General features: G+C 56.5%; 23 protein-coding genes. 14 read left to right on the forward strand and 9 right to left on the reverse strand.

Translation table 11 applies throughout. The features are described from left to right. The first annotated feature begins 12 nt into the window (after nucleotides 1-12). Both EYR88_RS11150 and EYR88_RS11155 read left to right on the forward strand, forming a co-directional pair. Complete coding sequence (locus EYR88_RS11150; protein WP_131089703.1) at nucleotides 13-1446, forward strand: aldehyde dehydrogenase family protein; 1434 nt, start codon at nucleotides 13-15, stop codon at nucleotides 1444-1446. 80 nt (nucleotides 1447-1526) lie between these two features. After that, entirely contained in the window at nucleotides 1527-2975 is a 1449-nt protein-coding gene (locus tag EYR88_RS11155; RefSeq protein WP_131089704.1) for an amino acid permease, read from the forward strand. Between the two features lie 291 nt (nucleotides 2976-3266). Here EYR88_RS11155 and pgm read toward each other — a convergent pair whose 3' ends face one another. Then, nucleotides 3267-4862, reverse strand: coding sequence for a phosphoglucomutase (alpha-D-glucose-1,6-bisphosphate-dependent) (gene pgm, locus EYR88_RS11160; protein WP_131089705.1), 1596 nt, complete (start codon nucleotides 4860-4862; stop codon nucleotides 3267-3269). A 57-nt stretch (nucleotides 4863-4919) separates the two neighbouring features. On the opposite strand from pgm, the gene EYR88_RS11165 reads away from it, so the two are divergent. The 3 genes from EYR88_RS11165 to EYR88_RS11175 all read left to right on the forward strand — a co-directional run bounded on the left by EYR88_RS11165 (nucleotide 4920) and on the right by EYR88_RS11175 (nucleotide 6290). Next, nucleotides 4920-5255, forward strand: coding sequence for a DUF4190 domain-containing protein (locus EYR88_RS11165; protein WP_131089706.1), 336 nt, complete (start codon nucleotides 4920-4922; stop codon nucleotides 5253-5255). A 71-nt stretch (nucleotides 5256-5326) separates the two neighbouring features. Further along, nucleotides 5327-6076: a hypothetical protein gene (locus EYR88_RS11170; protein ID WP_131089707.1), complete on the forward strand. Its 750-nt coding sequence runs from the start codon at nucleotides 5327-5329 to the stop codon at nucleotides 6074-6076. 4 nt (nucleotides 6077-6080) lie between these two features. After that, nucleotides 6081-6290 carry a helix-turn-helix domain-containing protein gene (locus EYR88_RS11175; RefSeq protein WP_131089708.1) on the forward strand — a complete coding sequence of 70 codons (210 nt, stop codon included), beginning with the start codon at nucleotides 6081-6083 and terminating at the stop codon, nucleotides 6288-6290. Nucleotides 6291-6341: 51 nt separating this feature from the next. Here the strand turns inward: EYR88_RS11175 and EYR88_RS11180 are convergent, their stop codons facing one another. Next, entirely contained in the window at nucleotides 6342-7799 is a 1458-nt protein-coding gene (locus EYR88_RS11180; protein WP_131089709.1) for a peptide MFS transporter, read from the reverse strand. Nucleotides 7800-7851: 52 nt separating this feature from the next. Then, nucleotides 7852-9198, reverse strand: coding sequence for an amidase (locus EYR88_RS11185; protein WP_131089710.1), 1347 nt, complete (start codon nucleotides 9196-9198; stop codon nucleotides 7852-7854). Nucleotides 9199-9265: 67 nt separating this feature from the next. Here EYR88_RS11185 and EYR88_RS11190 point away from each other — a divergent pair, with 67 nt between their 5' ends. Together EYR88_RS11190 and pheA are read left to right on the forward strand one after the other, a co-directional pair. After that, the gene (locus EYR88_RS11190; RefSeq protein WP_131089711.1) at nucleotides 9266-9592 is read left to right on the forward strand and encodes a rhodanese-like domain-containing protein; all 327 of its coding nucleotides are present in this window, start codon (nucleotides 9266-9268) and stop codon (nucleotides 9590-9592) included. Beyond that, nucleotides 9589-10512: a prephenate dehydratase gene (gene pheA, locus EYR88_RS11195; protein WP_131089712.1), complete on the forward strand. Its 924-nt coding sequence runs from the start codon at nucleotides 9589-9591 to the stop codon at nucleotides 10510-10512. Before EYR88_RS11190 ends, pheA begins: the two co-directional genes overlap by 4 nt. 85 nt (nucleotides 10513-10597) lie before the next feature. Here pheA and EYR88_RS11200 read toward each other — a convergent pair whose 3' ends face one another. Then, nucleotides 10598-11644, reverse strand: coding sequence for a diacylglycerol kinase family protein (locus EYR88_RS11200; RefSeq protein ID WP_131089713.1), 1047 nt, complete (start codon nucleotides 11642-11644; stop codon nucleotides 10598-10600). 38 nt (nucleotides 11645-11682) lie between these two features. Here EYR88_RS11200 and serS point away from each other — a divergent pair, with 38 nt between their 5' ends. From serS to EYR88_RS11215, 3 genes are all read left to right on the forward strand, one after another. Next, nucleotides 11683-12960, forward strand: coding sequence for a serine--tRNA ligase (gene serS, locus EYR88_RS11205; RefSeq protein ID WP_131089714.1), 1278 nt, complete (start codon nucleotides 11683-11685; stop codon nucleotides 12958-12960). Nucleotides 12961-13085: 125 nt separating this feature from the next. Further along, complete coding sequence (locus tag EYR88_RS11210) at nucleotides 13086-13916, forward strand: HAD family hydrolase (protein ID WP_131089715.1); 831 nt, start codon at nucleotides 13086-13088, stop codon at nucleotides 13914-13916. A 292-nt stretch (nucleotides 13917-14208) separates the two neighbouring features. After that, the gene (locus EYR88_RS11215) at nucleotides 14209-14427 is read left to right on the forward strand and encodes a hypothetical protein (protein WP_131089716.1); all 219 of its coding nucleotides are present in this window, start codon (nucleotides 14209-14211) and stop codon (nucleotides 14425-14427) included. Here EYR88_RS11215 and EYR88_RS11220 read toward each other — a convergent pair. Then, the gene (locus EYR88_RS11220; protein ID WP_131089717.1) at nucleotides 14411-15013 is read right to left on the reverse strand and encodes a hypothetical protein; all 603 of its coding nucleotides are present in this window, start codon (nucleotides 15011-15013) and stop codon (nucleotides 14411-14413) included. The two genes, EYR88_RS11215 and EYR88_RS11220, sit on opposite strands and share 17 nt — an antisense overlap. A 58-nt stretch (nucleotides 15014-15071) precedes the next feature. Next, entirely contained in the window at nucleotides 15072-15707 is a 636-nt protein-coding gene (locus EYR88_RS11225; protein WP_131089718.1) for a hypothetical protein, read from the reverse strand. 61 nt (nucleotides 15708-15768) lie between these two features. On the opposite strand from EYR88_RS11225, the gene EYR88_RS11230 reads away from it, so the two are divergent. Continuing rightward, nucleotides 15769-17169, forward strand: coding sequence for a PLP-dependent aminotransferase family protein (locus EYR88_RS11230; RefSeq protein WP_131089719.1), 1401 nt, complete (start codon nucleotides 15769-15771; stop codon nucleotides 17167-17169). Between the two features lie 78 nt (nucleotides 17170-17247). Here EYR88_RS11230 and EYR88_RS11235 read toward each other — a convergent pair whose 3' ends face one another. Further along, complete coding sequence (locus EYR88_RS11235; protein WP_131089720.1) at nucleotides 17248-17457, reverse strand: hypothetical protein; 210 nt, start codon at nucleotides 17455-17457, stop codon at nucleotides 17248-17250. 9 nt (nucleotides 17458-17466) lie between these two features. After that, complete coding sequence (locus EYR88_RS11240) at nucleotides 17467-18105, reverse strand: pyroglutamyl-peptidase I (protein WP_131089721.1); 639 nt, start codon at nucleotides 18103-18105, stop codon at nucleotides 17467-17469. 83 nt (nucleotides 18106-18188) lie between these two features. Between EYR88_RS11240 and rmuC the strand changes: the two genes are divergently transcribed. After that, nucleotides 18189-19397, forward strand: coding sequence for a DNA recombination protein RmuC (rmuC, locus tag EYR88_RS11245; protein ID WP_131089722.1), 1209 nt, complete (start codon nucleotides 18189-18191; stop codon nucleotides 19395-19397). A gap of 62 nt (nucleotides 19398-19459) precedes the next feature. Further along, entirely contained in the window at nucleotides 19460-19801 is a 342-nt protein-coding gene (locus EYR88_RS11250) for a YciI family protein (protein ID WP_131089723.1), read from the forward strand. A 51-nt stretch (nucleotides 19802-19852) separates the two neighbouring features. On the opposite strand, the gene EYR88_RS11255 is transcribed toward EYR88_RS11250, so the two are convergent. Continuing rightward, nucleotides 19853-20332, reverse strand: a complete 480-nt coding sequence (locus EYR88_RS11255; RefSeq protein ID WP_131089724.1) for an inorganic diphosphatase — start codon at nucleotides 20330-20332, stop codon at nucleotides 19853-19855. Nucleotides 20333-20429: 97 nt separating this feature from the next. On the opposite strand from EYR88_RS11255, the gene dacB reads away from it, so the two are divergent. After that, nucleotides 20430-21794: a D-alanyl-D-alanine carboxypeptidase/D-alanyl-D-alanine-endopeptidase gene (gene dacB / locus EYR88_RS11260; protein WP_131089725.1), complete on the forward strand. Its 1365-nt coding sequence runs from the start codon at nucleotides 20430-20432 to the stop codon at nucleotides 21792-21794. The last annotated feature ends 1 nt before the right edge of the window (nucleotide 21795 follow it).

The following is a 21795-nucleotide window of genomic DNA, read 5'->3' on the forward strand; positions in this document are numbered from 1 at the left end:
TACGCTCAGATCATGGGTCTGTTTACTTCCACTCCGTTGCCAGAACCGGTCGGCGATTCCGCTCCTCCGGTGGACGAGCATCCTTCACGTATCGCTTCGGTACTAAGTCATCTGCGCCGTTCAGCTGAGACTCGAATCACCCACCCGCGTCGCTTCCGAATCCAACAGCTACGCGCGCTGGAGAAGATGCTTGAAGAGCATCTTGATGACTTCCTGCAGGCATTAAACGATGACCTGGGTAAGAGTGCCACCGAAGCCAAATTCGCTGAAGTTGATGTGGTGCGCGCAGAGATTGATTTTGCGCTGAGGCATCTGGCCGAATGGATGGACAGCACCACAGTTAAGGTGCCACTGGCGCTTCAGCCGGCAATGGCCAAGATCGAGCCACGCCCCCTGGGTGTTGTCTTGATCGTTGGTGCCTGGAACTACCCATTGCAACTTGTGCTCGCACCCCTAGTGGCCGCCATTGCCGCAGGAAATGCGGCAGTTGTTAAACCCTCAGAGCTTGCTCCGGCCACTTCAGGTGCCCTAGCCAAATTCCTTCCGCTCTACCTCGATGAGCGAGTATTTGCTGTCATTGAGGGTGGAGTAGATACGGCTACGGAATTGCTGGTGGCACGCTGGGACCACATCTTCTACACCGGCGGTGAACGGGTTGCGAAGATCATCGCCATGGCAGCGGCTCAACATCTGACCCCAACCACTTTGGAACTGGGCGGCAAGTCCCCAGTGGTGGTGGATAATCACTCGCTGGCTACCGCCAAACGTTTGGTCTACGCCAAGTTCATGAACGCGGGACAGACCTGCGTTGCTCCGGACTACATCCTCTGCATCGGTGATGCTTCCGCCCTGGTTGGTCGCCTTGGCCAAGCCATCAACAGCTTCTACGGCAAAGAGCCGTTGACGCATCCTGACTTCGGACGCATCGCTAGCCGACAGCACTTTGACCGCTTGTTAGCGATGCTGGAACAGGGTGAGGTAGTGTTCGGCGGCGAGTACGACGAAGAGACTCTACGCATCGCACCGACCATCATGCGCAATGTGGATCTTGAAGCCACCGTGATGACCGAAGAAATCTTCGGTCCGATTCTTCCGGTGATTGAGGTGCAGAGCTTCGAAGAAGCGTTAGAGTTCATTGCCCGACGCCCGTCGCCACTGGCCGCATACCTGATGAGCGAGAGTCCACGGTTGCAGTCGATCTTCTCGGATCGTGTGCGCGCTGGCTCCATTGTGCACAACGCTCCACTGACCCAAATGGTCATTCCAACTTTGCCATTTGGCGGGGTGGGAGCCAGCGGCATGGGTTCATATCATGGCAAGCACGGATTTGACCGGCTTTCACAAATGCGCCCGGAACTCAACAAAACCACGGTGGTGGATACGCTGAGCGCAATTTATCCTCCGTATTCGTGGGCTAAGCGAAAGATTATTGATCGCTTACTGTAGCGCGGTTCATAGCTTTGAGACTGGTCAGAGTGCTTGGATGGAAAGGTTGGATTTTTTCTAAGCATCAGGAGATGTAACGCATGACTGAGCCCGCACCGTCCCAGGACGGCCTGAAGCGTGGCCTCAAAGCTCGCCACATGCAGATGATTGCTATCGGCGGCTCAATTGGTACCGGACTATTCGTCGCGTCCGGCGGCACCATCTCTGAGGCTGGTCCCGGCGGTGCACTGGTAGCCTACGCACTGATTGGCATCATGGTACTGCTGCTGATGCAGTCGCTTGGTGAGATGAGCGCGCGACTTCCGGTTGCAGGTTCATTCCAGACCTACGCCACGGTCTTCGTCAACCGACACTTCGGCTTCGCGATTGGCTGGAACTACTGGTTCAACTGGGCCATCACCGTCGCCGCTGAGCTAGTCGCCGCGGGCATCGTGATGTCCTACTGGTTCCCAGATGCCCCAGGATGGATCTGGGCTGCTATCTTCCTGGTGTTGCTTACTGGACTCAATTCACTGTCAGCCAAGGCCTTCGGTGAAGGCGAGTACTGGCTTTCGGCCATCAAGGTCATCACCGTTATCGTCTTCCTGATTTGTGGCTTCGCCATGATCTTCGGCATCATCGGCGGAACCTCTCCTGGCTTCAGTAACTGGACCGACGGTGACGCCCCATTTGTTGGCGGCTGGCTCTCCATCGTCTCGGTATTCATGATCGCTGGATTCTCGTTCCAGGGTACTGAGCTAGTCGGTGTTGCTGCCGGTGAAGCAGAAAACCCTCAGCGCGATGTTCCGAAGGCCATCAAAACAATCTTCTGGCGCATCATGCTTTTCTACATCGGCGCCATCTTTGTTATCGGCATGCTGATCCCATACTTGGATCCGTCCCTGCTTTCTGCTGAAGCTTCGGATATCGCCACCTCGCCATTCACCTTGGTCTTCCAGCGAGCTGGCATCGCCTTTGCTGCCGCCTTGATGAACGCAGTGATCCTCTCAGCTATTCTTTCGGCTGGTAACTCGGGCCTATATGCTTCAGCGCGCATGCTTTACTCCATGGCCAAAGATGGCAAAGCGCCAAAGATCTTTGCTCGTCTGAACAAGCGTGGCGTGCCTGTACCGGCCATGCTTTTGACCGCTTCGGTAGGACTTTTCGGATTCTTGACGGCCATTATTGGTCAGGGCGAGGCGTACACCTGGCTACTAAACGTTTCGGGACTTTCCGGGTTTATCGCTTGGGTTGGTATTGCGGTGAGCCACTATCAATTCCGCAAGGCGTACCTGGCCAGCGGGCAGAGCTTGGCAGACCTTCCCTACAAGGCGCCACTGTTCCCCTTGGGTCCAATCCTCGCCTTTGTCATCCTGCTGGTTGTCATTGCCGGACAGAATTATCAGGCTGTTGTCGATGGCAACCTCTTGCAGATGGCATCAAGCTACGTCGGTCTGCCGATCTTCCTCCTGCTGTGGCTGGGCCACTGGCTAATTACCCGGAAGCAGCCAGCTGAGGTCATTGACCCTTGGACAGCAAAGCTGAACTAGCGTTTCTTTAAACCTACAAAGCCGACAGAACCCACGTTGACCGTGGGTGCTGTCGGCTTTGTTGTGTCCGGCCTCGCCGATCATGCGGGCGGAACCAACCGAGGTGCTGCGGATTGCTGAGAAGCGCCACCTAGATGGCCAGTGCGTTTTAGGGTTCACTGCTCAGATGGTGAAGCCGTACTACTGGCGCTGTCTCACCGTTCTAATGATCAATCACCCCAAACTAGCAGTGGCCCGGTCGCATCGGAATTCTCCGCGACCGGGCCACCACTAGGGTAACTACTCTTTGGTTTACGCTAGAGCAGCATCAACAATCACTCGAGCTTCTGCAAGCACTTGCTGCAGGTGATCTGCTGACTTAGTTGATTCTGCATAAATCTTGTAGATGTCTTCGGTGCCCGAGGGGCGTGCCGCGAACCATGCGTGCTCGCTGGAAACCTTCAGTCCACCAATGGCAAAACCGGCAGCTTCGGTCACCTTGGAGGTGATCGCGTCGCCAGCCAATTCGGTGGCAGAGACCATCGACGGATCCAGCTTGGACAGCACGGCTTTCTGCGCGCGGGTAGCCGGGGCATCAAAGCGGTCGTAGAAGCTTCCGCCGTGGCGTTCCACCAGCTGCGCGTGCAACTGGCTAGGGCTCTTGCCGGTGACGGCGCGCATCTCGCTAGCCAGCAAGGCGAGCATCAGCCCATCCTTGTCGGTGCTAAATGCCTTGCCCGAGAGATCCAAGAAGCTCGCACCAGCGGACTCCTCGCCACAGAAGGCCACCTTGCCTGAGGCTAATGGTTCAACAAAGTACTTAAATCCAACCGGTACTTCGCGCAGGGTTCGACCATGGGAGGCCACTACCTTGTCGATGAGTACCGACGAGACCAAGGTCTTTCCGATCTCGGCGTCTGCTGGCCAGTTTTTACGGTGGGTCAGTAGGTAGTCGATGGCTACGGCCAAGAAATGGTTCGGGTTCATCAACCCTGCGTCCGGGGTGACGATGCCGTGGCGGTCTGCGTCCGCATCATTGCCGGTAGCGATGTCGTACTTCTCGCGGTTGGCTACCAAGGAGGCCATGGCATGTGGCGAAGAGCAGTCCATGCGGATCTTGCCATCTTTATCCAGGGTCATGAAGCCAAAACGAGGGTCAACACCTTCGTTGACTACTTCCAAGTTCAGGCCGTAACGGCGTCCAATTTCACCCCAGTAGTGCACCGAAGCACCACCGAGTGGGTCAGCGCCGATGGAGATTCCTGAGTCTGCGATGATCTTAAAGTCGATGACCTCAGCCAGATCCGTGATGTACATTTCGCGGAAGTCAAAAGGCTTCGCTGCCGCTTCGCCTCGCTTGATCTCGCCGCTGGCCAACAGCTCATTGGCGCGTGCAGCGATTGGTCCGGTGATTTCGGATTCTGCCGGACCGCCGTGAGGTGGGTTGTACTTGATGCCACCGTCGTTGGGTGGGTTGTGCGATGGCGTGATGATCAGGCCATCGGACTGATCCTTACCCTCGGCATTGTGTACGAGGATTGCGTGGCTGACAGCCGGGGTCGGGGTCAGACCAGCTTCGGCCAATACCTCAACGTTGTTCCCAGCCAAGACCTCCAAGACGGTCTGGTAGGCAGGCTCAGAGAGCGCGTGGCTGTCCTTGCCCACGTACATTGGCCCGGTGATCCCTGCGCCCACTCGGTAGTCCACAACAGCCTGCGTGATGGCTGCGATGTGTGCTTCGTTGAAGGTACCGTTCAGCGAGGTACCGCGGTGTCCTGAGGTACCGAAGATGACTGCCTGGTCAGGGTTATCGCTGGAAGGAACGATCGCGCTGTACGCGTCGAGTACGGCCGCCAGATCAATTAGGTCTGCTTCGATGGCCGGCTGTCCGGCGCGTTCGTGAGCCATGGGAGTCCCCTCATTCATTTGTGCAATTCGTATGGGTTCGTAGAACAATGGAAAACGATGAGCTATTACCCGTATCCACAGAATCCATACCAGGCCCCGCGTGAGTCCAGCGGTTTGTCCGTGGCCTCTTTGGTGCTGGGCATCCTTTCGATGCTTGGCTTCTGTACTCTCATCCTAGTTCCACTCGCCGGTGTCATCACCGGTCATCTGGGTTATCGTCGTGAACCCGCAAGTCGCGCACTGGCCCTTGCAGGGCTGATTTTGTCATGGATTGGGCTTGTTCTCGCGGTTTTGCTCTACGCATTGATCATCTGGGTCATCTGGTTTTCGGTGGATAGTTACAACACTATTAACCAGAACGCGGACTTTTCCCCACTTCTCGACTACGCGTAAGCCATTGCCTTAGCTGATTCCTTGCTCTACCCTATCGATATTCGTTGTTAACGACTATCGATAGGTTTCAGATGTTCCAGGTTGCTTCTCTTGTGGTCTTAATGCTGATTCTGGTGCTCGCAGCCCTGATCGTTTTGCTTGTTGTGCGTCGCAGTCCAACCCTGTCTGGCGTTACACGAGTCGTGCACATTGTGGCCCTGCTGATGGCGATAATCCTCAGCGGTGTGGGCCTCTGGTTGATGATCCAGACTCTTGGCGGGGCAAACGTTCCGGTCAGTGTGCCGGTGCAACCCTACTGGCCGGAGCATCCAAAAATCACCGATGTAGAGCCGAAAGATTTTGCCACGGTAGATGCGCAGATTACCGAGGTTCAGATCTTCAGTGACGCGCTCTCGTGGCCAACGAAGATTCTGCTCACCGCCGGAGTGCTGTTCCAAACCAGCGCCACTGTTGCGGTGCTGTTAGGCGTTGCGACATTATGCCGACGGGTCACCTCGGCAGAACCGTTCACGAAATCACTGCGCCGGTTGGGTTATCGAGTAGCGTTTGTCCTTGGTATTGCTAGCTTCCTAGGTCAGGTGCTCAACGGCATCGGCGCAAGCCGAGCCGGCGAGGAAACACTGCGGGTGGATGGCTTCTCCACCGACGGTATCTCCTCGGTATCGGCTCCTTGGCCGGAACCTACCTTTGCGCTGAACATCGAATTTTCCGAGATCTTTATGGCCCTAGTGATCTTGGTAGTTGTTGAACTGGTCGCCGTGGGCATCCGGCTGACCAACGAAAATAGGCAGCTTCAGCAAGATCAAGAAGGACTGGTTTAGATCTATGCAGCTTAAGCGCGTTCATTGTAGACTCGGTGAGATTTTGGCTGAGCAACAACTGACCCTAGTGCAGCTCAGCGAACTTGTAGACGTGTCGGCGGTTAACCTATCCATCCTTAAAAACGATCGTGCCAAGGCCATCAGATTTTCCACCCTGATATCGATCTGTCAGGCACTGAACTGCGAAATTGGCGACCTGCTGGTTTTGCGTTAAACACTGCAGGCCTCCACCAAGGTGGAGGCCTGCAGTCAAGGAAACGATGGGTTAGTGAATTGAACCCATCAGCTTCTTTAGCCCTGGGGTCGCAGCCATCATGGCTACGCCCAAGACGACGGCCGTGCCGCCCATGGCGATAAAGTAAGGGATCTCGTTGCCCGGAGTGTAGTAACCGGCAAGCACACCCGAAAGGGTGGTGCCCAGCGAAACCGACAGGAAGAACAACGCGATCATCTGCGTGCCAAACGCGGCCGGAGCCAGCTTGGTAGCAATTGCCTGACCCACTGGCGAGAGCAAGAGCTCAGCAAAGGTGCACAGCAGCAAAATTCCGACCATGGCCAACAGTGGAGTTTTAGCGAAGGATTCCAGTGGGATGAAGCATAGGAAAGCAGCACCCACAATCACCAAAGCCAAGCCGAACTTGATGGCAGTGTGTGGCTGACGCTTACCCAGCTTGGTCCACAGCGCTGCAAAGATGCCAGCAAAAACGATGATGAAGACCGGGTTGATGGAAGTAACCCAGCTTGGTGGCATTTCCCAGCTACCCAAGTGACGGTCAAGCCGCTGATCCGAGTACGCAGCGATAAAGGTGAACTGCTGCTGGAACAGTGCCCAGAAGGCAGCCGAACCAATGTAGAACGGAATGAACGCCCAGACCTGCTTGCGTTCGGTCGGATTGACCTTGTTGCTACGCAGGATCAGTGCAAAGTAGACGGCCGAAGCCACGATAACCACGTAGGCGATGGTGCTCGCCAGGTTTTCTGGGGTGACAATCTTGGTCACGAATGCGGCAATGATCAGAATCAGTACGGCCGCAAAGATGACCACGTAGCGCTTGCGCTCGGAGGCAGGCAACGGGTTATTTGGGATGTTCCCGCCAGCAGGAAGCTTCTTGCGTCCGGCAGCGTAGATACCCAAGCCGATGGCCATGCCGATGGCGGCTGCGCCGAAACCGATGTGGAAACCGTAGGTCACCTGGAGCCAACCGGTCAGTAGTGGGCCAATCAGGCCACCGATGTTCACACCCATGTAGAACAGGGAGAAGCCAGCATCAATGCGTGGATCATCCTTGGCATAGAGTGAGCCAACCAGGGCCACGGCGTTGGCCTTTAGGCCGCCGGAACCGATAGCAACCAGAATCAGACCAATGATCAGGCCCACGTAACCGGGCAGCAGTGCCAAGGCAATGTGGCCGATCATGATGCCGATGGCCGAGAAGAACAACACACGCTCGGAACCGAAAAGACGGTCAGAGAGCCATGCGCCCAAGATGGTGGATAGGTAAACAGCGCCACCGTAGGCGCCGACCAGGGACAGGGCTAGGCCCTGATCCATTCCCAAGCCACCGTCGGTGACCTTGTAGTACATGTAGTAAGCCAGCAAGCCCTGCATGCCGTAGAAAGAGAATCGCTCCCACATTTCCACGCTGAATAGGCTTGCGAGCGCACCGGGGTGACCAAAGAAGGCCCTTCCGGTGTTAGAAGTGCTCGTTGTTGCAGTAGACATACGTAATATTTTTCGCTTTTGCCCACGCGAGTACCTACTTATATGTCAAAGCTCACAGCTGCATCTGGGCGGCCAGTGCCAGCAAAAGTCCTTCGTCAGAACGTGGAGAAATCAGCTGAATACTCATAGGTAACCCATCGGAGGTGGTGGTGACCGGAATGGTGATGGCAGCAACTGAGGCGACGTTCACCATGGAGGTGTACGGGGTGTACTGGCACTGCAACATATAATCATGATCCGCACCGGCCTGTGTATAGTGCCCGATCAGCGGCGGAATGGTGGCCATGGCCGGAGTAGCAATGACGTCATAGGCAGACCACTGGCGCACAAAGTCCGCCGCGATCGCCTTGAGCCGGGAGCTGCCTTGCAAGTTCTGTTCCAGTGAGCGTGCTGCGGCCCGGCGGCGGAAGTCCCGAGCCAATTCGCCCAGCATGGACTCGTTGTTGACCGGAACGTTTTTCAGCCCATTGGTCCACACCGTGGCAAAGGTTTCTGGGTAGTCCGAGGCGTATTCCAACTGGGCTGGATGGACTCGATGGCGTTCTCCAAGCAGTTTGAGCCCTTGCTCAAAGGCGGTGCGCGCTTCGGGCGAGAGCGAGATGTTGTACACCGATTCAAAGGGCGAGTGGGTGCTGAAGCCGATGTTCAGCCCGTTCAGCCTCTGTGGGTAGCTACCTTGCAACAGTGGCAGATAGTGGTCCTTGCCGCGCATCGCGTCAAGCAATAGCGCAGCATCTAGTGCATCGTTGGCCAACGGCCCGGAGACTGCGAGCTTTGGAGCACCCAGCGGATCAACATAACCGTCCAACACATCCGAGGGAACTCGACCCAGCGACGGCTTGAGACCAATCAGTCCGCAGGCTGCGGCGGGAATACGTACCGAACCTCCACCATCGGAGCCTGCACCTACCGGAATCATCCCCGCAGCCACCGCAGCAGCTTGTCCGCCCGATGAACCGCCCGAGGAGCGTTGTGGATCAAATGGATTACGCGAGGGGGCACCCACCAAATTTTCTGAATGGCTGCTCAACCCAAATTCGGGCACCTGCGTTTTGCCCAGAATGACTACACCTTCAGCACGCAGACGCTCAACTAGCGAATGATCTCTGCTGGCTACCGGGTGATCGATGGCCGCTGATCCATAAGTGGTGGGCATTCCCGCCACATCATTAAGATCCTTAAACGCGGTCGGCAAGCCGTGCAGGTGTCCCAACTCACCGCGCACCTGCGCCTCGTCGGCTGCCTTGGCCTGAGCCATGGCATCTTGTGCAACGTGTACAAAAGCGCCCAAGTCTTGTTGCTGTTCAATGCGATTGAGGTAGTGCTCGGTGAGCTCACGGCTTGAAAGCTCACCGCGGGCCAAGTCGTCACGCAATTTCAGGGCGCTGGAGGGAAACATGTCAGCTTTCGACGCAGGAAATGACTAGTCTTATAAGCAAACACCCTATGAGTGAGGAATGCTAGCCATGAGCGATTTTGAGACTGTTACCGTCAATGATGTCCCTAAGGATGCCTTCATCCTCGACGTTCGCGAAGACTTTGAGTGGGAAGCTGGCCACGCTACCGGCGCCACCCACGTTGTGCTGGGCACCCTGCCGGAGCGCGTTGGCGAATTGGACCCAGACGTAGACACCTACGTGATCTGCCGTACCGGTGGACGTTCCGCCCAGGCCGCAGCATGGCTGACCGGTATGGGGTACACCGCGTTTAATATCGCCGGTGGATCCGATGCATGGATCGAAGCTGGACTGCCAATGGAAGCGGAGAACGGTCAGGAGCCTACCGTCCGATGAAATACGCGTATCTGGGACCTGCCGGCACCTTCACCGAGTCGGCGCTGCTGCAGGTTCCCGGGGCACTTGATTCACAGCGACTCCCCGCTGCGAATGTCAATGTTGCCCTAGCCATGGTGCGAGATGGCAGTGCTGATGCTGCGATGGTGCCAATCGAAAATTCGGTTGAAGGTGGCGTCTCAGCCACACTGGACGCCATTGCTCAGGGCGAGGCATTGCAGATCATTGCCGAAGTCCTGGTGCCAATCAGCTTTGTGCTGGCCGTGCGCCCAGGCATCACGCAGCTGGATCAAATCCGCCTCATCTCCACCCATGGACATGCGTGGGCACAGTGCCGGTTATGGGCAGAAGCCAATATCCCCGGCGCGGCCTTCACCCCGGCCTCGTCTACCGCTGCGGCGGCCTTGGCCCTAGCAGACGACGAACCGCAGCACGATGCAGCGATCTGCAACCCGCTGGTGGCCCAAGAGCGGGGGCTGAACGTCTTGGTGAGCGGGGTAGAAGACAATATTGGAGCGGTCACCCGCTTTATTCTGGTCACCCGCCCGGGAAAGATCCCCGCACCGGCCGGCGTGGATAAGTCCACGCTGATCTTGCCACTGACCGAAGACCGACCCGGTGCGCTGATGGAAATCTTGGAACAGTTCACCGCACGCGGAGTGAACCTTTCCCGCATTGAGTCGCGCCCCACCGGCAAGGGTATGGGGCAGTACTTCTTCTCCGTGGATATCCAGGGGCACGTTGCGGATGAACGAGTCGCCGCGGCCTTCTCTGGGCTTCACCGACTGTGTCCAGAAATGCGCTTCCTCGGTTCCTACCCGGCGGCCGAAGGCACACAACCCTTTGTGGACACGCACAATTCTGATGAGGCCTTTAGTCAGGCTCGCGCTTGGGTTCAGTCGCTGCGCGACCGACTCTAAGCATCACGTCTTGCAAAAAAATAAAGCGAAGGACCAATCAGTTCAGAACTGATTGGTCCTTCGCTTAACCCTTTGGGGCTCGCGCTTATGGGGTGCGCAGGCGCAGTGAACTAGGCGAAATGCTTACTTCCAGCTCGTTGACCTGGCCAGTGGGATCCCCGTCGATCTGAGTATTCATTGGCTCAGTACAACGCAAGGCGATACCTGGTGTTTGGTAGAAGCTCATGACCGGGATCTTGTTCTTGGCGCGGAATGCGGTCTTGAGCAAGATCCACATCCAGCCAGCGGCCGAACGTGGTGAAAGAATCACGGCGTCCAACACACCGTCATCAATCTTGGCATCCGGTACAAAATCCAGTCCCTGCAACTTGCCGCAGTTGGCAAAGAGCACCGAGCGAACCTTACGGTTCTGCCAGTTTTCATCACCATCAAGTTTGAAGTTGATCTTCTTGCGCTTCCCGGGCAACTGGCGCAGGCCAGCTTCTGAGTAAGCTAGCCAGCCAACTTTGGATTTCAGTTCTTCGTTGGTGTCATCAAAAAGATCTGCGTCGGTGCCGACTCCGGCAATCACCAAGAATGCGTGGTCAGCTTGAGTGCCATCAAGCAGCTTCAGCTTCATATGACCCACATCGATTCGGCGGACCATGCCACGCACTGCGGCCAAGGCTGCGGTGTGCAGGTCATCTAGTGGGATATCCACATTGCGCGCCAACAGGTTACCGGTGCCTAGCGGAAGCACACCAAGCGTAGCTTCGGTGCCTTCAAGTACTTCTGCGACAGCACGAATCGTTCCGTCACCGCCTGCGGCAATAATTGTGTCGCATTGCGCATCCAAAGCTTCGCGGGCCGCATCTTGGCCTGCGTTCTCCTTGGTGGTGTGCAAAACTAGAGGCGCTTCAACGCCGGCTTCAGCACAAACACGCTCCACAGCCTGCTGTGCTTCTTCAGCGCCTGACTTGGATGGATTGATGACAAGTGCCACCTTGCCGGGGCTGGCCTGTTCGGCCGCAACGGGCTGATTAGTTGATGGCTTTCGGTAGTGCGAAAGCTTACGCACCGAGTACCAACTGGTTGCCGCGGCGGCAGCTGCAGCGGCCACGGCAGAGAAAACGATCACACGATTTGTCTGCATAGTGCTTTCATCGTACTCATGATTGCTACGCTTAACGTGTGATCGACCTGAAAATGCTCACCGAAAATCCGGATTTGTACCGTGCCTCGCAACGCGCGCGCGGTGCCGACGAGTCGTTAATTGACCAGCTTTTGTCAGCTGACACGGCACGTCGTGAAACCATTGCCACCTACGAACGCCTGCGTGCCGAGCAGAATGCGTTCTCTAAGAAGGTCGGCCAGGCCAAAGGCGAGGAGCGCTCTGCGCTGCTGGCCGAGGTCAAAGAGCTGGCCGCTTCGGTCAAGTCTGCTCAGGCTCAGTCTGATGAGGCATCTGCCAAGTGCACCGAACTGCAGCGCCTGATCCCTAACCTGATCATCGACGGCATCCCTGCCGGCGGAGAAGACGACTTCACCGTCGTAAAGCATGTGGGTACCATCCGCGACTTCAAGGCTGAAGGCTTTGAACCGCTGGACCACCTGCAGATCGGTGAGAAGCTTGGCGCCATCGACATGGAACGTGGTGCCAAGGTATCTGGCTCGCGTTTCTACTTCCTCAAGGGCATCGGCGCCCGCCTGGAAATCGCGATGATGAACATGGCCCTGGACGTGGCGTTGGAGCGCGGCTTCACTCCGATGATCACCCCGACCTTGGTTCGTCCCGAAACCATGCAGGGCACCGGCTTCGACGTGGCCCACGACGACGAGATCTACAAGCTCGAGCGTGACAACATGTACCTGGTTGGCACCTCTGAGGTGGCCTTGGCCGGTTACCACTCGGACGAGATCCTGGATCTGTCCGAAGGCCCAATCCGCTACGCTGGCTGGTCCTCGTGCTACCGCCGTGAAGCTGGTTCGGCTGGCAAGGACACTCGCGGCATCATCCGAGTGCACCAGTTCAACAAGTTGGAGATGTTCACTTACACCAGCGTTGAGAACGCTGAAGCTGAGCACAAGAACCTGTTGGCTATGGAAGAAGAAATGCTTGGACGCATGGAACTTCCTTACCGCGTGATCGATACCGCCGCTGGCGACCTCGGCATGAGCGCTGCCCGCAAGTTCGACTGTGAAGCTTGGGTTCCTACCCAGGACGCTTACCGCGAGCTGACCTCCACCTCAAATTGCACCACTTTCCAGGCCCGCCGCCTGAACATTCGCGAACGTGAAATCATTGACGGCAAGCCAGGCAAGACCCGTGCAGTAGCTACCCTGAACGGCACCTTGGCTACCACCCGCTGGATCGTAGCGATTCTGGAAAACCACCAGAACGCAGACGGTTCGGTCAACGTACCAAAGGCCCTGCAGCCTTACCTTGGCGGACTCGAAGTCCTCAAGTAAATCAGGGCTCAACTAGTTGCCGGCCATCCGCTCAGGGTGACCGGCAACTGCATTTAACCAGCTATTCAGGTTCCCCTGTGCCTTGGGTCATCGCGAAAATATGGTGGTGATGGTTAACTTGAGCTATGACAGTTATGACAAAGATCGGCAACGACGACCGACTAGATAAGCAGAAAATGATGATTTGCCTTGATGTGGACGGAACGATCGTCAACCATCAGGGACAGATGAGCCAGCGGGTACGCGAAGCAGCCCGAGCGGTAGTGGAGCAAGGCCATGAGGTGGTTATTTCCACCGGCCGTTCCCTCGGGGCCGCGCTTCCAGTGATGGAAGAGCTGGGCATCGATCACGGCTACGTAGTGGTCAGCAATGGCGGAGTGTTGGCCAAGGTCAGCAACGGTGAGGTCGAAGTGATCCACCGCGAAGTCTTTGATCCTTCGGTGGCGCTCAAGGCCCTGTGGAAGCAGCTGCCCAAGGCCAAGTACGCGCTAGAAAATGAGCGCGGCGAATTTCTTTCCAACCAAACTTTTGGTGACGCCAGCTTTGGCGCCGAAACCAAGGTAGTAGATTTTGAAGAACTGCTGAGCAACAAGGCAGTGCGCGTTGTTGTTTTCTCAACGGACAATACCGCCGAGGACTTTGGCAAGGCCGTTCAAGGGCTCGGACTATCCGGGGTGACCTACTCGGTAGGTTGGACAGCTTGGCTTGATATCGCCGCCGACGGAACTACCAAGGCCAGTGGTTTGGAACGTCTGCGCGCGATCCTCAAATTTGATTCGGCTGATTCCCTGGCCGTCGGTGATGGACGCAATGACATCGAAATGCTTCAGTGGGCCGGCCACGGTGTGGCCATGGGCCAAGCCCCGGATGAGGTCAAGGACGCAGCAGACGCGGTGACCGAAGGTGTGGACGAGGACGGTTTGGCAATCGTTCTCGAAAGATTGCTTCAGGACTAACGCACCACGTGAAAAGCAATTTTTGGCTTTGTCGCTTACGTGTTTTGGATGTGCATTGTCGGCCTGATGTTTCTGGCCATGGGTTTTGGTGCACTCGGATACACAATTATTGGGGTTCCAGATTCAGGGCAATATCAGCGCCCTGAGCGCGGATACGTTGTTTCGCATCCTTCGCCCTGCCATGTAGGGCTGTCCGAGCATCTCGGAGGTGAGCCCAAATATACGCGGGCGACGTCATGGGACCGCGAAGAGTCGGATTGCCCGGCTTATGAGATCAGTGATCAGGTGTACTTTGATCCAGCTATTAAAAAACATGCCGGTGGCTACAACACCGGATGATGAGCACGGTCGCGACGGATCCCTCAAGGTGTTGACTGCCCTGATGGGCATTTTCTTCATTTTCGGAGCGTTTTATATCCCGATAAAACAAATCAAGTCTGAAGTGCGTCGGCTGCGCAAAAGGAAAGAGCGCGAACTAAAGCACGCGCAGGGTTCTACAGCTGGTCAGTGAATTCCAGCAGTCGGGCGATGGCTGCCCGGGCACCGAGTTCGTCGTTGTAGCCCGAACGCACAATCGCGGCGGACACCGCCTGCGGGGTAATACCAAGGATTTCCGCCACGGCTTTTTGCTGGCCACGAACTCCCGGGGTGAGAAGGTCCACCACCGACCATTCGGCTTCGGTGCGGGTGCGGATCCATTGACCGAGCATGCGCAGTAGCCCTTCCAACTCGGCATCCATCTGCTCGCTGCCTGAGGAGACACAAATGGGTACCCGCTCGCCACGGTGACTGGCCGCTTCCAAAGCGCCCAGGGCACGACGTGCGGCCTTACCTTCAACCAAGTCCGCGTCGGTAGGCACTGGCTCGTACAAGCTGCCAATGCCTAGCCCGATATTGCAGAAGTTCAGCCTCGTGACGCGCATTAGTGCATCCACTGCTGCTTCAGGATCTTTGGGCACACCAAACAATAGTTGACCGCTCAGTGCGGTGAAGGATGCGTGGGTATCAACCTGCGCCAGCTGATGCCACAACTGCTCACTGGCATCGAGAACATCGGTGACCGAGCGGGGTCGGGGGCTGAGCGCAACGACAAACATATTTCCAGTATTGCCTGTGTCGGCGGGTTTGTCGCGAGTTCAGCGCGACACGTTGACCTTATTGCTGTTGCGGCAAGCGCACGCTAGTACGTGAAACAAAGAGTTGTGTCGCCGGTCCGATAAGGACCGCGTAGGCCACTGTGCCCAAGCCCACCGGGCCACCGAGCAGCCAGCCGATGCCCAATACCGACAGTTCTAGCGCGGTGCGGATCAGCCGAAGCGACAGTCCGGTGCGCAGGTGCAGTCCGGTCATCAGCCCATCGCGCGGGCCGGGGCCGAAGTGACTTCCGATGTAGAGGGCTCCGCCTAGACCATTGACGAGGATCGCGACCACCAGGGTGAGGATCTGCCAGCCAAGGCCGTTGATTTCAGGCAGGAAGCGCAAGAAGAAGTCCAGTGCTATTCCGAGATACAGCGTGTTGGCGATGGTTCCCAGTCCTGGCCATTGGCGTAAGGGGATCCAGGCCAGCAAGACCAGCGCGCCTACTAGGATAATGATGGTGCCCAGCGACAATGGCACATGATTCGCGATGCCCAGATGCAGCACATCCCATGGATCCACACCCAGCTGCGCTCGGATGATCATGGCCATCGCTAATGCGTAGAGGGACAGACCTACAAAGAGGTTAAAGAATCGCAGTGGCAAACGTCCGCTGGCGAGCTGTTGGCGCGGAGTCAGGTTAGTGATGGTCATGAATAAAATACTCCGGTAAATTGGACATAGAAAAAAGAGCCAATTTTGAAGAGGTGGTCTTATGGGACGCGTCACAGGTGCTGCGCTCGCTAGCATGCTCGGAGCAGCAGACTCTTCCCAGCCAGCTTACCGGTGGCTTTTTGAAACCCTGCGTTCGCTGATTGCCAGCGGGCGCATCCTGCACGGAACTGTGTTGCCCAGTGAACGAGAAGCGGTGAGCCGGCTTGGGCTCAGCCGCACCACGGTCTCACGCGCCTACTCTGAACTACGCGAATGTGGTTACGCTAGCTCCCGCCAAGGCTCGGGAACTGTTGCACAAATCCCTGGAGGACCAGTGGCAGGTGGAGCCGAACCATTGCCGCTAGGCGGTTTTGGGCCGATGCCGGGCAGTACCGCAATTGATCTCACCTGCGCGGCGCCGAACGCTCCGACGGGAATGCTCGAAGAGTTCCAAAAAGCTCTAGAGCAGTTGCCAAGATATGCCGCCACCATGGGTTACTACCCACTGGGTATTGAGCCGTTAAGACTGGCTTTGGCCGATTACTACACGCGCAAAGGTCTACCCACCGGGCCGGATCAGATCATTGTCACCTCTGGTGCGCTCTCCTCGGTAGCAGCCGCTGGGCGTGCGGTGATGTCCCGCGGACAAAGTGTGCTGGCTGAATCGCCGACCTACCCTAATTCATTACTTGCGCTCAAAGCCCACGGTGCCCGCACTGCCGAGGTGCCCATTGGGCCAGATGGCTCCGATATAGAACAGATCGCCGCGGCGCTGAAGGCGGTGTCTCCGTCTGTGATGCTATGCCTTCCGGACTTCCATAACCCCGTCGGAACCTTGTTGGATGATGTCCGTCGTGAGCGCTGGGCTGCAGAACTAGACCGCGCGGGAACCACTGGCATCATCGATGAAACCTGCGCCGAACTATGGCTTGATTCTGAGCCAGAGGTACTGCCCATGGCCGCTTTCTCCAAGAACCTGATCACCGTCGGCAGCGCCAGCAAGTCGCACTGGGGCGGGCTTCGCTTGGGCTGGTTGCGCACGCCTAGGCATCTATCTGGTGCAATAGCCCGCTCGCGCATGAGCATGGATTTGGGAGCGCCAGTACTGGAGCAGTTAGTGCTGGCTAATTTGCTGAATTCCGGCGCAACCCTTGCGCAAAGCACCCGAGATTCTTTGCGGGAAAACCGGGACTGGATGGTTGATGAACTGGACCGATTGCTACCTTCGTGGAGACCAAACAAGCCAGCCGGTGGTCTGAGCCTCTGGTGCCAATTACCTCAGCCGCGATCTAGTGCTTTGGCGCGCCAGCTCAAGTCGGTGTTGCTCGCCCCGGGCTCTACGTTCGCTGTGGAAGGCCACGGTTTGGAGCACTATCTGCGCTTGCCCTTCGCCCAGGAAAGAGTCGAACTGGAGCAGGCGCTTCCGGCCATCGCGGAAGCATGGCACAAGGTGGCTGTTTAGCGAACGAGCTAACCCTTGATCGTGAAACGGGCAAGCCCCGGATCAGTCCAGCCAGCGAAGCGTCGGTGAGTTCATGATCTAGCCCAAGTTCTTCTTGAGGGTGAGTTTTTGAACTGCCTGAACGGCAGCGTAGCAAATACCAAATCCGGGAATGCATAGGGACACCAACAGCATTATTAGGCGGTTCGCTGAGCGATGCAAGAAGTAGCCCCAGCCCACGAAGATGACTCCTGCAATCCACAGCAAAAGAACTGTTGCCTCAAATAGGTCCAGGGTGAAGAGAATCATGTCAGTAGTCTATTTGTTCTGGCTGATCAGGGCCGACAGCGCATCGGTCAGTGCGGCGCTTAGTCCAGTGAGGGTATAGCCGGGACCTAACTTATCGTTTGTAGCAGTTTCTCCTGCGTCAGTTTCGGCACCCACGGTGGCTTTCTGCCCTTCGGGGCGAAGTGCCGGTACATGGATAAAAAGTGCAGGAACTTCCTGCCCATAGGCAAGGTAAGCGACGTGGTTGCAAACGAATCTTCCGGCATCCTCGGAAAGGTAGGCGCCGTGGTCAGATTTTTGCAACGCATCCAGGATTAGCTGGGGATCTAGGGTTGCACTTCGAACTTGCTCTCCACCACGGATGATGGGCGCCATGGAAGGGTGGGCGCCATCATTGTCCGGAATGCGCGCATCATCCTCATTAAATCCCAGAACTTCAATACTGATTTCAGCTCGGCCGCCAGCCTCACCCACACAGATCAGAACGTCCGGCTGACGTTCAGCCAGGAGCGCTTTGAGACACTCTCCTGAACGTTTGAATGAAACCGGCAGGATGGCAGTGCTGATTTGGTGACCAGCAACTTGTTCGGGAAGCAGCTGCACGGCTTCGCCGCTGGCGTTGAACTGGTCGTTGCCAAAGGGCTCAAAGCCGGTCACCAAAAAATGCATGAACCCATTATGACCCCAAACTGTCGGTGCATGCTGGTAGAGCTTGGGTGTACGTCAGATCAATAGCTTCTGGATAGGTGCTCATGATTATCGCGGTTTTAGTCCTCGTCATCCTCAATATTCTCGCAACGGCATGTGTCGCATTGCTGCTGATTCGCCGCACGGCAGGCAACGATGAAGTCCAGATCCGGGACTCGGTGCGGGCCGGAAACTCTGAGCTACGCCAAGAGCTAGGGACCCAGCGAAATGAACTGCGCCAGGGCATGGGTGAAGTGCGCACGGAGATTGACGTGAAGCTGAGCTCCATGAGCGAATCCAACGCCAACCGGCATATTCAGATCCAGCATCTACTCCAGCAAGAGATGGAGAAGTTGCGCGCGGGTAACGAGGCCAAGCTGGAGAAGATGCGCGAGACCGTGGATGAAAAGCTGCAGGGAACCTTGGAGAAGCGTCTGGGCGAATCCTTCGAGCTGGTCAGCAAGCGACTGGAAATGGTCCAGCAGGGTTTGGGCGAAATGCAGTCTCTGGCCCAAGATGTCGGTGGACTAAAGCGTGTACTGACCAATGTGAAGAGCCGTGGTTCATGGGGTGAAGTTCAGCTCTCACGTCAGCTTGAAGACATTCTGACCGCAGACCAATATGAGCAGAACGTTGTGGTTGTTCCGGGTAGCCGTGAAGTGGTGGAGTTTGCCGTGATTTTGCCTGGACGTGAGGCAGGAACCATCTATCTACCTATCGATTCCAAGCTGCCCCAAGAAGATTATGAGCGGTTGCTTGATGCCCAAGAATCGGGAGATAAGGCGGCAACTGACGTTGCGGCCAAGGCGCTTGACCGGGCAATTATCGAGCAGGCGAAACTGATCTCCAGCAAGTACATCGCCCCGCCCTACAGCACCGACTTTGCCATCATGTACCTGCCCACCGAAGGGCTCTTCGCTGAAGTTGTTCGCAGTCCGGGCTTAGCTAGCAAGCTACAAACCGAGCACCGAGTTTTGGTCACCGGCCCGACCACCCTGATGAGTCTGCTCAACTCGCTACAAATGGGCTTCCGGACCCTAGCCATTGAAAAACGCAGCAGCGAAGTGTGGCAGGTACTCTCGGCAGCCAAGGAAGAATTCCGTAAGTACGGAGATGTCTGGGACAAATTGGGCAAGCAACTCTCCGCGGCACAGAACACCGTCAGCGCAGCAGGTACGCGAAGCCGGGTTCTGGAAAAGACGCTGCGCGATGTGCAAACCATGGAAGTCTCCGCTCAAGAAGACGTTCTCACCGGATTGCTTCCCGAAGCCTAGTATCAGCCGTGTTCTCAGGACTACGCTAGGCGCAAATAGCGGCGTTATCCCAAGGAGAAAACATGTCCAAGTACCTCATCTCATTTCCCAGCCCGGACATGAAATTTCCTGAGGAGGACTTGGAGGCGGTGGCGCAGGCAGCCCATGAAGTCTTACGCGAAGCGAAGGCCGCAGGGGTTTGGGTGTTTGGCGGAGGGATTGATGAGAGCATCGCGCCAGTCATGGTTGATGCGCAGAGGGTCATCCATCCCGGCACCTATCCGCAGACTGCGCAGATTGAGGGAGGGTACGCGGTGTTAGAGCTCCCATCCTATGAGCAGGCGGTTTTCTGGGCGGCAAAGTTTGCTGCCGCTTGCCGCTGCGCGCAAGAACTTCGTGTCTTCCAAGATGACCCCGAAAGTTAAAAATGGCGGTGACCCCAAGAGGTCACCGCCATTACGGCTCAAGTCTAGTGACTAGGCCTTAAAACGCTCGATGGAGCGAGCCAACTCAGCTTCAGCAGCTTCGCGACCTTCCCAACCTTCAGCCTTAACCCACTTGCCTGGTTCCAGGTCCTTGTAACGGGTGAAGAAGTGCTCGATCTCCTTGATCAGCCATTCGTCAATGTCCTCAAGTTCCTTGATGTGGTCAAAGCGCTTGTCGGCTGGAACGCACAACAGCTTGGCATCTCCACCACCGTCGTCGGTCATGTTGAATACGCCGATTGGGCGGGATTCAACAATGACACCGGGGATCAGATCAACACCAGGGATGAAGACTAGGGCATCCAATGGATCGCCGTCTTCGCCCAAGGTGTCATCAAAGTAACCGTAGTGCGTTGGGTACTGCATGGAAGTGAAGAGCACTCGATCCAGGCGCAAGCGGTGGGTCTCGTGGTCAATTTCGTACTTGACGCGTGATCCGGAAGGGATCTCGATGGTCACGTCGTGGCTCATGAAAAGCACACTCCTAAACTAGTCTTAGGGATATCCGATAATAAGCGTATCGCCCCTTGGGGCCCCTTCGATAAAACTTCGAGAGGAATGTAACCATATGAACACTGCCGCCCGACGCGCGATTACGCTGGGGGTGGTCGTTCTGGCCGTGATTGGCATGGTTTTGGCCATGATGTTGGCCCCTCGATTTTTCACCGGAGAACCTGAAGCGTTTTACACTCCCGCTAGTGCTCAAGCGGCAAAAGAAGACCCCGCAGCGGTGGCAGATCTTGATCCGAATGCCCCGGTACCGGACTCGGCGGCACTAGGCGCGCAACTGGATGCCATCTTGGCCGATAATCCAGACGGCACCACTTTTAATGCTCAAGTTGTCGACGTTGCCAGCCAAAATGTTCTTTATGACAGAAACGCTGACACAAAAGGTACGCCAGCTTCGAGCCTGAAAGTAGTCACTGCCCTCGCCGCCCTCGATACCTTGGGTGGCGATAGCCAACTATCAACCTCCGTGTTGTTGGACGGAAACACTCTGGTCTTACGTGGTGGGGGAGATGTACTGCTCGGGGATGGAAAGTCTGATCCTAGCCAGGCCAAGGGTTACGCCGGATTAGCGACCTTAGCCGAACAGACCGCCAAAGAACTTAAATCTCGCGGGGTCAGCGAAGTCTCTTTGTGGGTTGACGACTCCTTGTTTGGTGACGCCCACAATAATTCCGCGTGGGACAAGTCCTTGTTCACCTCAAACAACATTGCCGAGGTCTACCCGATAGCGCACTATGCAGGACGCGCCGGATTTAGCACCGACACTGCCTACCAATCTGATGCTGCCGAACAAGTACGCAAGGTGTTCAGCAAAGAACTAGGCGCCTCGGTTAAGGTCAACGAAGGTGGCCGCGGAGCCTATGACGGCGGTGAGCAGATTGCGGAAGTGAAATCCGCGCCACTGCGTCAGATCATTAAACATATGCTGTTGGTTTCCGATAACTATATTGCCGAAACCATGGGGCGTTTGGTCGCCATCAAGGGTGGTTTGGAACCAGCACAAAGTGGTCAAGCAGTGGCAGATGTCGCTGCGGAGCACGGAGCGCAAGGCGCAGAATTAAGAGATACCAGCGGTCTGGCGGCCGATAATAAAATTTCGCCGGCAGCCCTGACCGCAGTGCTGCGCGCAGCAGCCACCAGTCCCAAAGCAGAACTACGTGAGTTGGTTTATTCGCTGCCGGTTGCCGGATATAGCGGAACTCTGATGCAGCGTTTAGGTCAGGAATCTACGCTTGGATTAGTACACGCCAAAACCGGATCGCTGACCGGGGTGGCCACACTAACTGGAATGACCGTGACCCAAGATGGGCGATTGCTGGTCTTCTCAATTTTTGCCCACCAACCCAACGGAACACTCGCACCTCATAAGCCGACCATCGACTCAGCCGTAACCGCCATCCGCGGTTGTGGCTGCCAGAGCTGAA

The organism is Arthrobacter sp. S41 (genome assembly GCF_004320535.1).
GTDB lineage: Bacteria > Actinomycetota > Actinomycetes > Actinomycetales > Micrococcaceae > Glutamicibacter.

Coding starts and splice junctions, on each gene's coding strand:
- rmuC (WP_131089722.1), top strand. CDS start 18,189: ATGATTATCGCGGTTTTAGTCCTCGTCATCCTCAATATTCTCGCAACG.
- pgm (WP_131089705.1), bottom strand. CDS start 4,862: ATGGCTCACGAACGCGCCGGACAGCCGGCCATCGAAGCAGACCTAATT.
- EYR88_RS11250 (WP_131089723.1), top strand. CDS start 19,460: ATGTCCAAGTACCTCATCTCATTTCCCAGCCCGGACATGAAATTTCCT.
- EYR88_RS11210 (WP_131089715.1), top strand. CDS start 13,086: ATGACAGTTATGACAAAGATCGGCAACGACGACCGACTAGATAAGCAG.
- EYR88_RS11180 (WP_131089709.1), bottom strand. CDS start 7,799: ATGTCTACTGCAACAACGAGCACTTCTAACACCGGAAGGGCCTTCTTT.
- EYR88_RS11220 (WP_131089717.1), bottom strand. CDS start 15,013: ATGTTTGTCGTTGCGCTCAGCCCCCGACCCCGCTCGGTCACCGATGTT.
- EYR88_RS11200 (WP_131089713.1), bottom strand. CDS start 11,644: ATGCAGACAAATCGTGTGATCGTTTTCTCTGCCGTGGCCGCTGCAGCT.
- EYR88_RS11240 (WP_131089721.1), bottom strand. CDS start 18,105: ATGCATTTTTTGGTGACCGGCTTTGAGCCCTTTGGCAACGACCAGTTC.
- EYR88_RS11150 (WP_131089703.1), top strand. CDS start 13: ATGGGTCTGTTTACTTCCACTCCGTTGCCAGAACCGGTCGGCGATTCC.
- EYR88_RS11230 (WP_131089719.1), top strand. CDS start 15,769: ATGGGACGCGTCACAGGTGCTGCGCTCGCTAGCATGCTCGGAGCAGCA.
- EYR88_RS11235 (WP_131089720.1), bottom strand. CDS start 17,457: ATGATTCTCTTCACCCTGGACCTATTTGAGGCAACAGTTCTTTTGCTG.
- EYR88_RS11255 (WP_131089724.1), bottom strand. CDS start 20,332: ATGAGCCACGACGTGACCATCGAGATCCCTTCCGGATCACGCGTCAAG.
- EYR88_RS11225 (WP_131089718.1), bottom strand. CDS start 15,707: ATGACCATCACTAACCTGACTCCGCGCCAACAGCTCGCCAGCGGACGT.
- EYR88_RS11175 (WP_131089708.1), top strand. CDS start 6,081: ATGCAGCTTAAGCGCGTTCATTGTAGACTCGGTGAGATTTTGGCTGAG.
- EYR88_RS11190 (WP_131089711.1), top strand. CDS start 9,266: ATGAGCGATTTTGAGACTGTTACCGTCAATGATGTCCCTAAGGATGCC.
- EYR88_RS11155 (WP_131089704.1), top strand. CDS start 1,527: ATGACTGAGCCCGCACCGTCCCAGGACGGCCTGAAGCGTGGCCTCAAA.
- EYR88_RS11170 (WP_131089707.1), top strand. CDS start 5,327: ATGTTCCAGGTTGCTTCTCTTGTGGTCTTAATGCTGATTCTGGTGCTC.
- dacB (WP_131089725.1), top strand. CDS start 20,430: ATGAACACTGCCGCCCGACGCGCGATTACGCTGGGGGTGGTCGTTCTG.
- EYR88_RS11165 (WP_131089706.1), top strand. CDS start 4,920: ATGAGCTATTACCCGTATCCACAGAATCCATACCAGGCCCCGCGTGAG.
- EYR88_RS11185 (WP_131089710.1), bottom strand. CDS start 9,198: ATGTTTCCCTCCAGCGCCCTGAAATTGCGTGACGACTTGGCCCGCGGT.
- pheA (WP_131089712.1), top strand. CDS start 9,589: ATGAAATACGCGTATCTGGGACCTGCCGGCACCTTCACCGAGTCGGCG.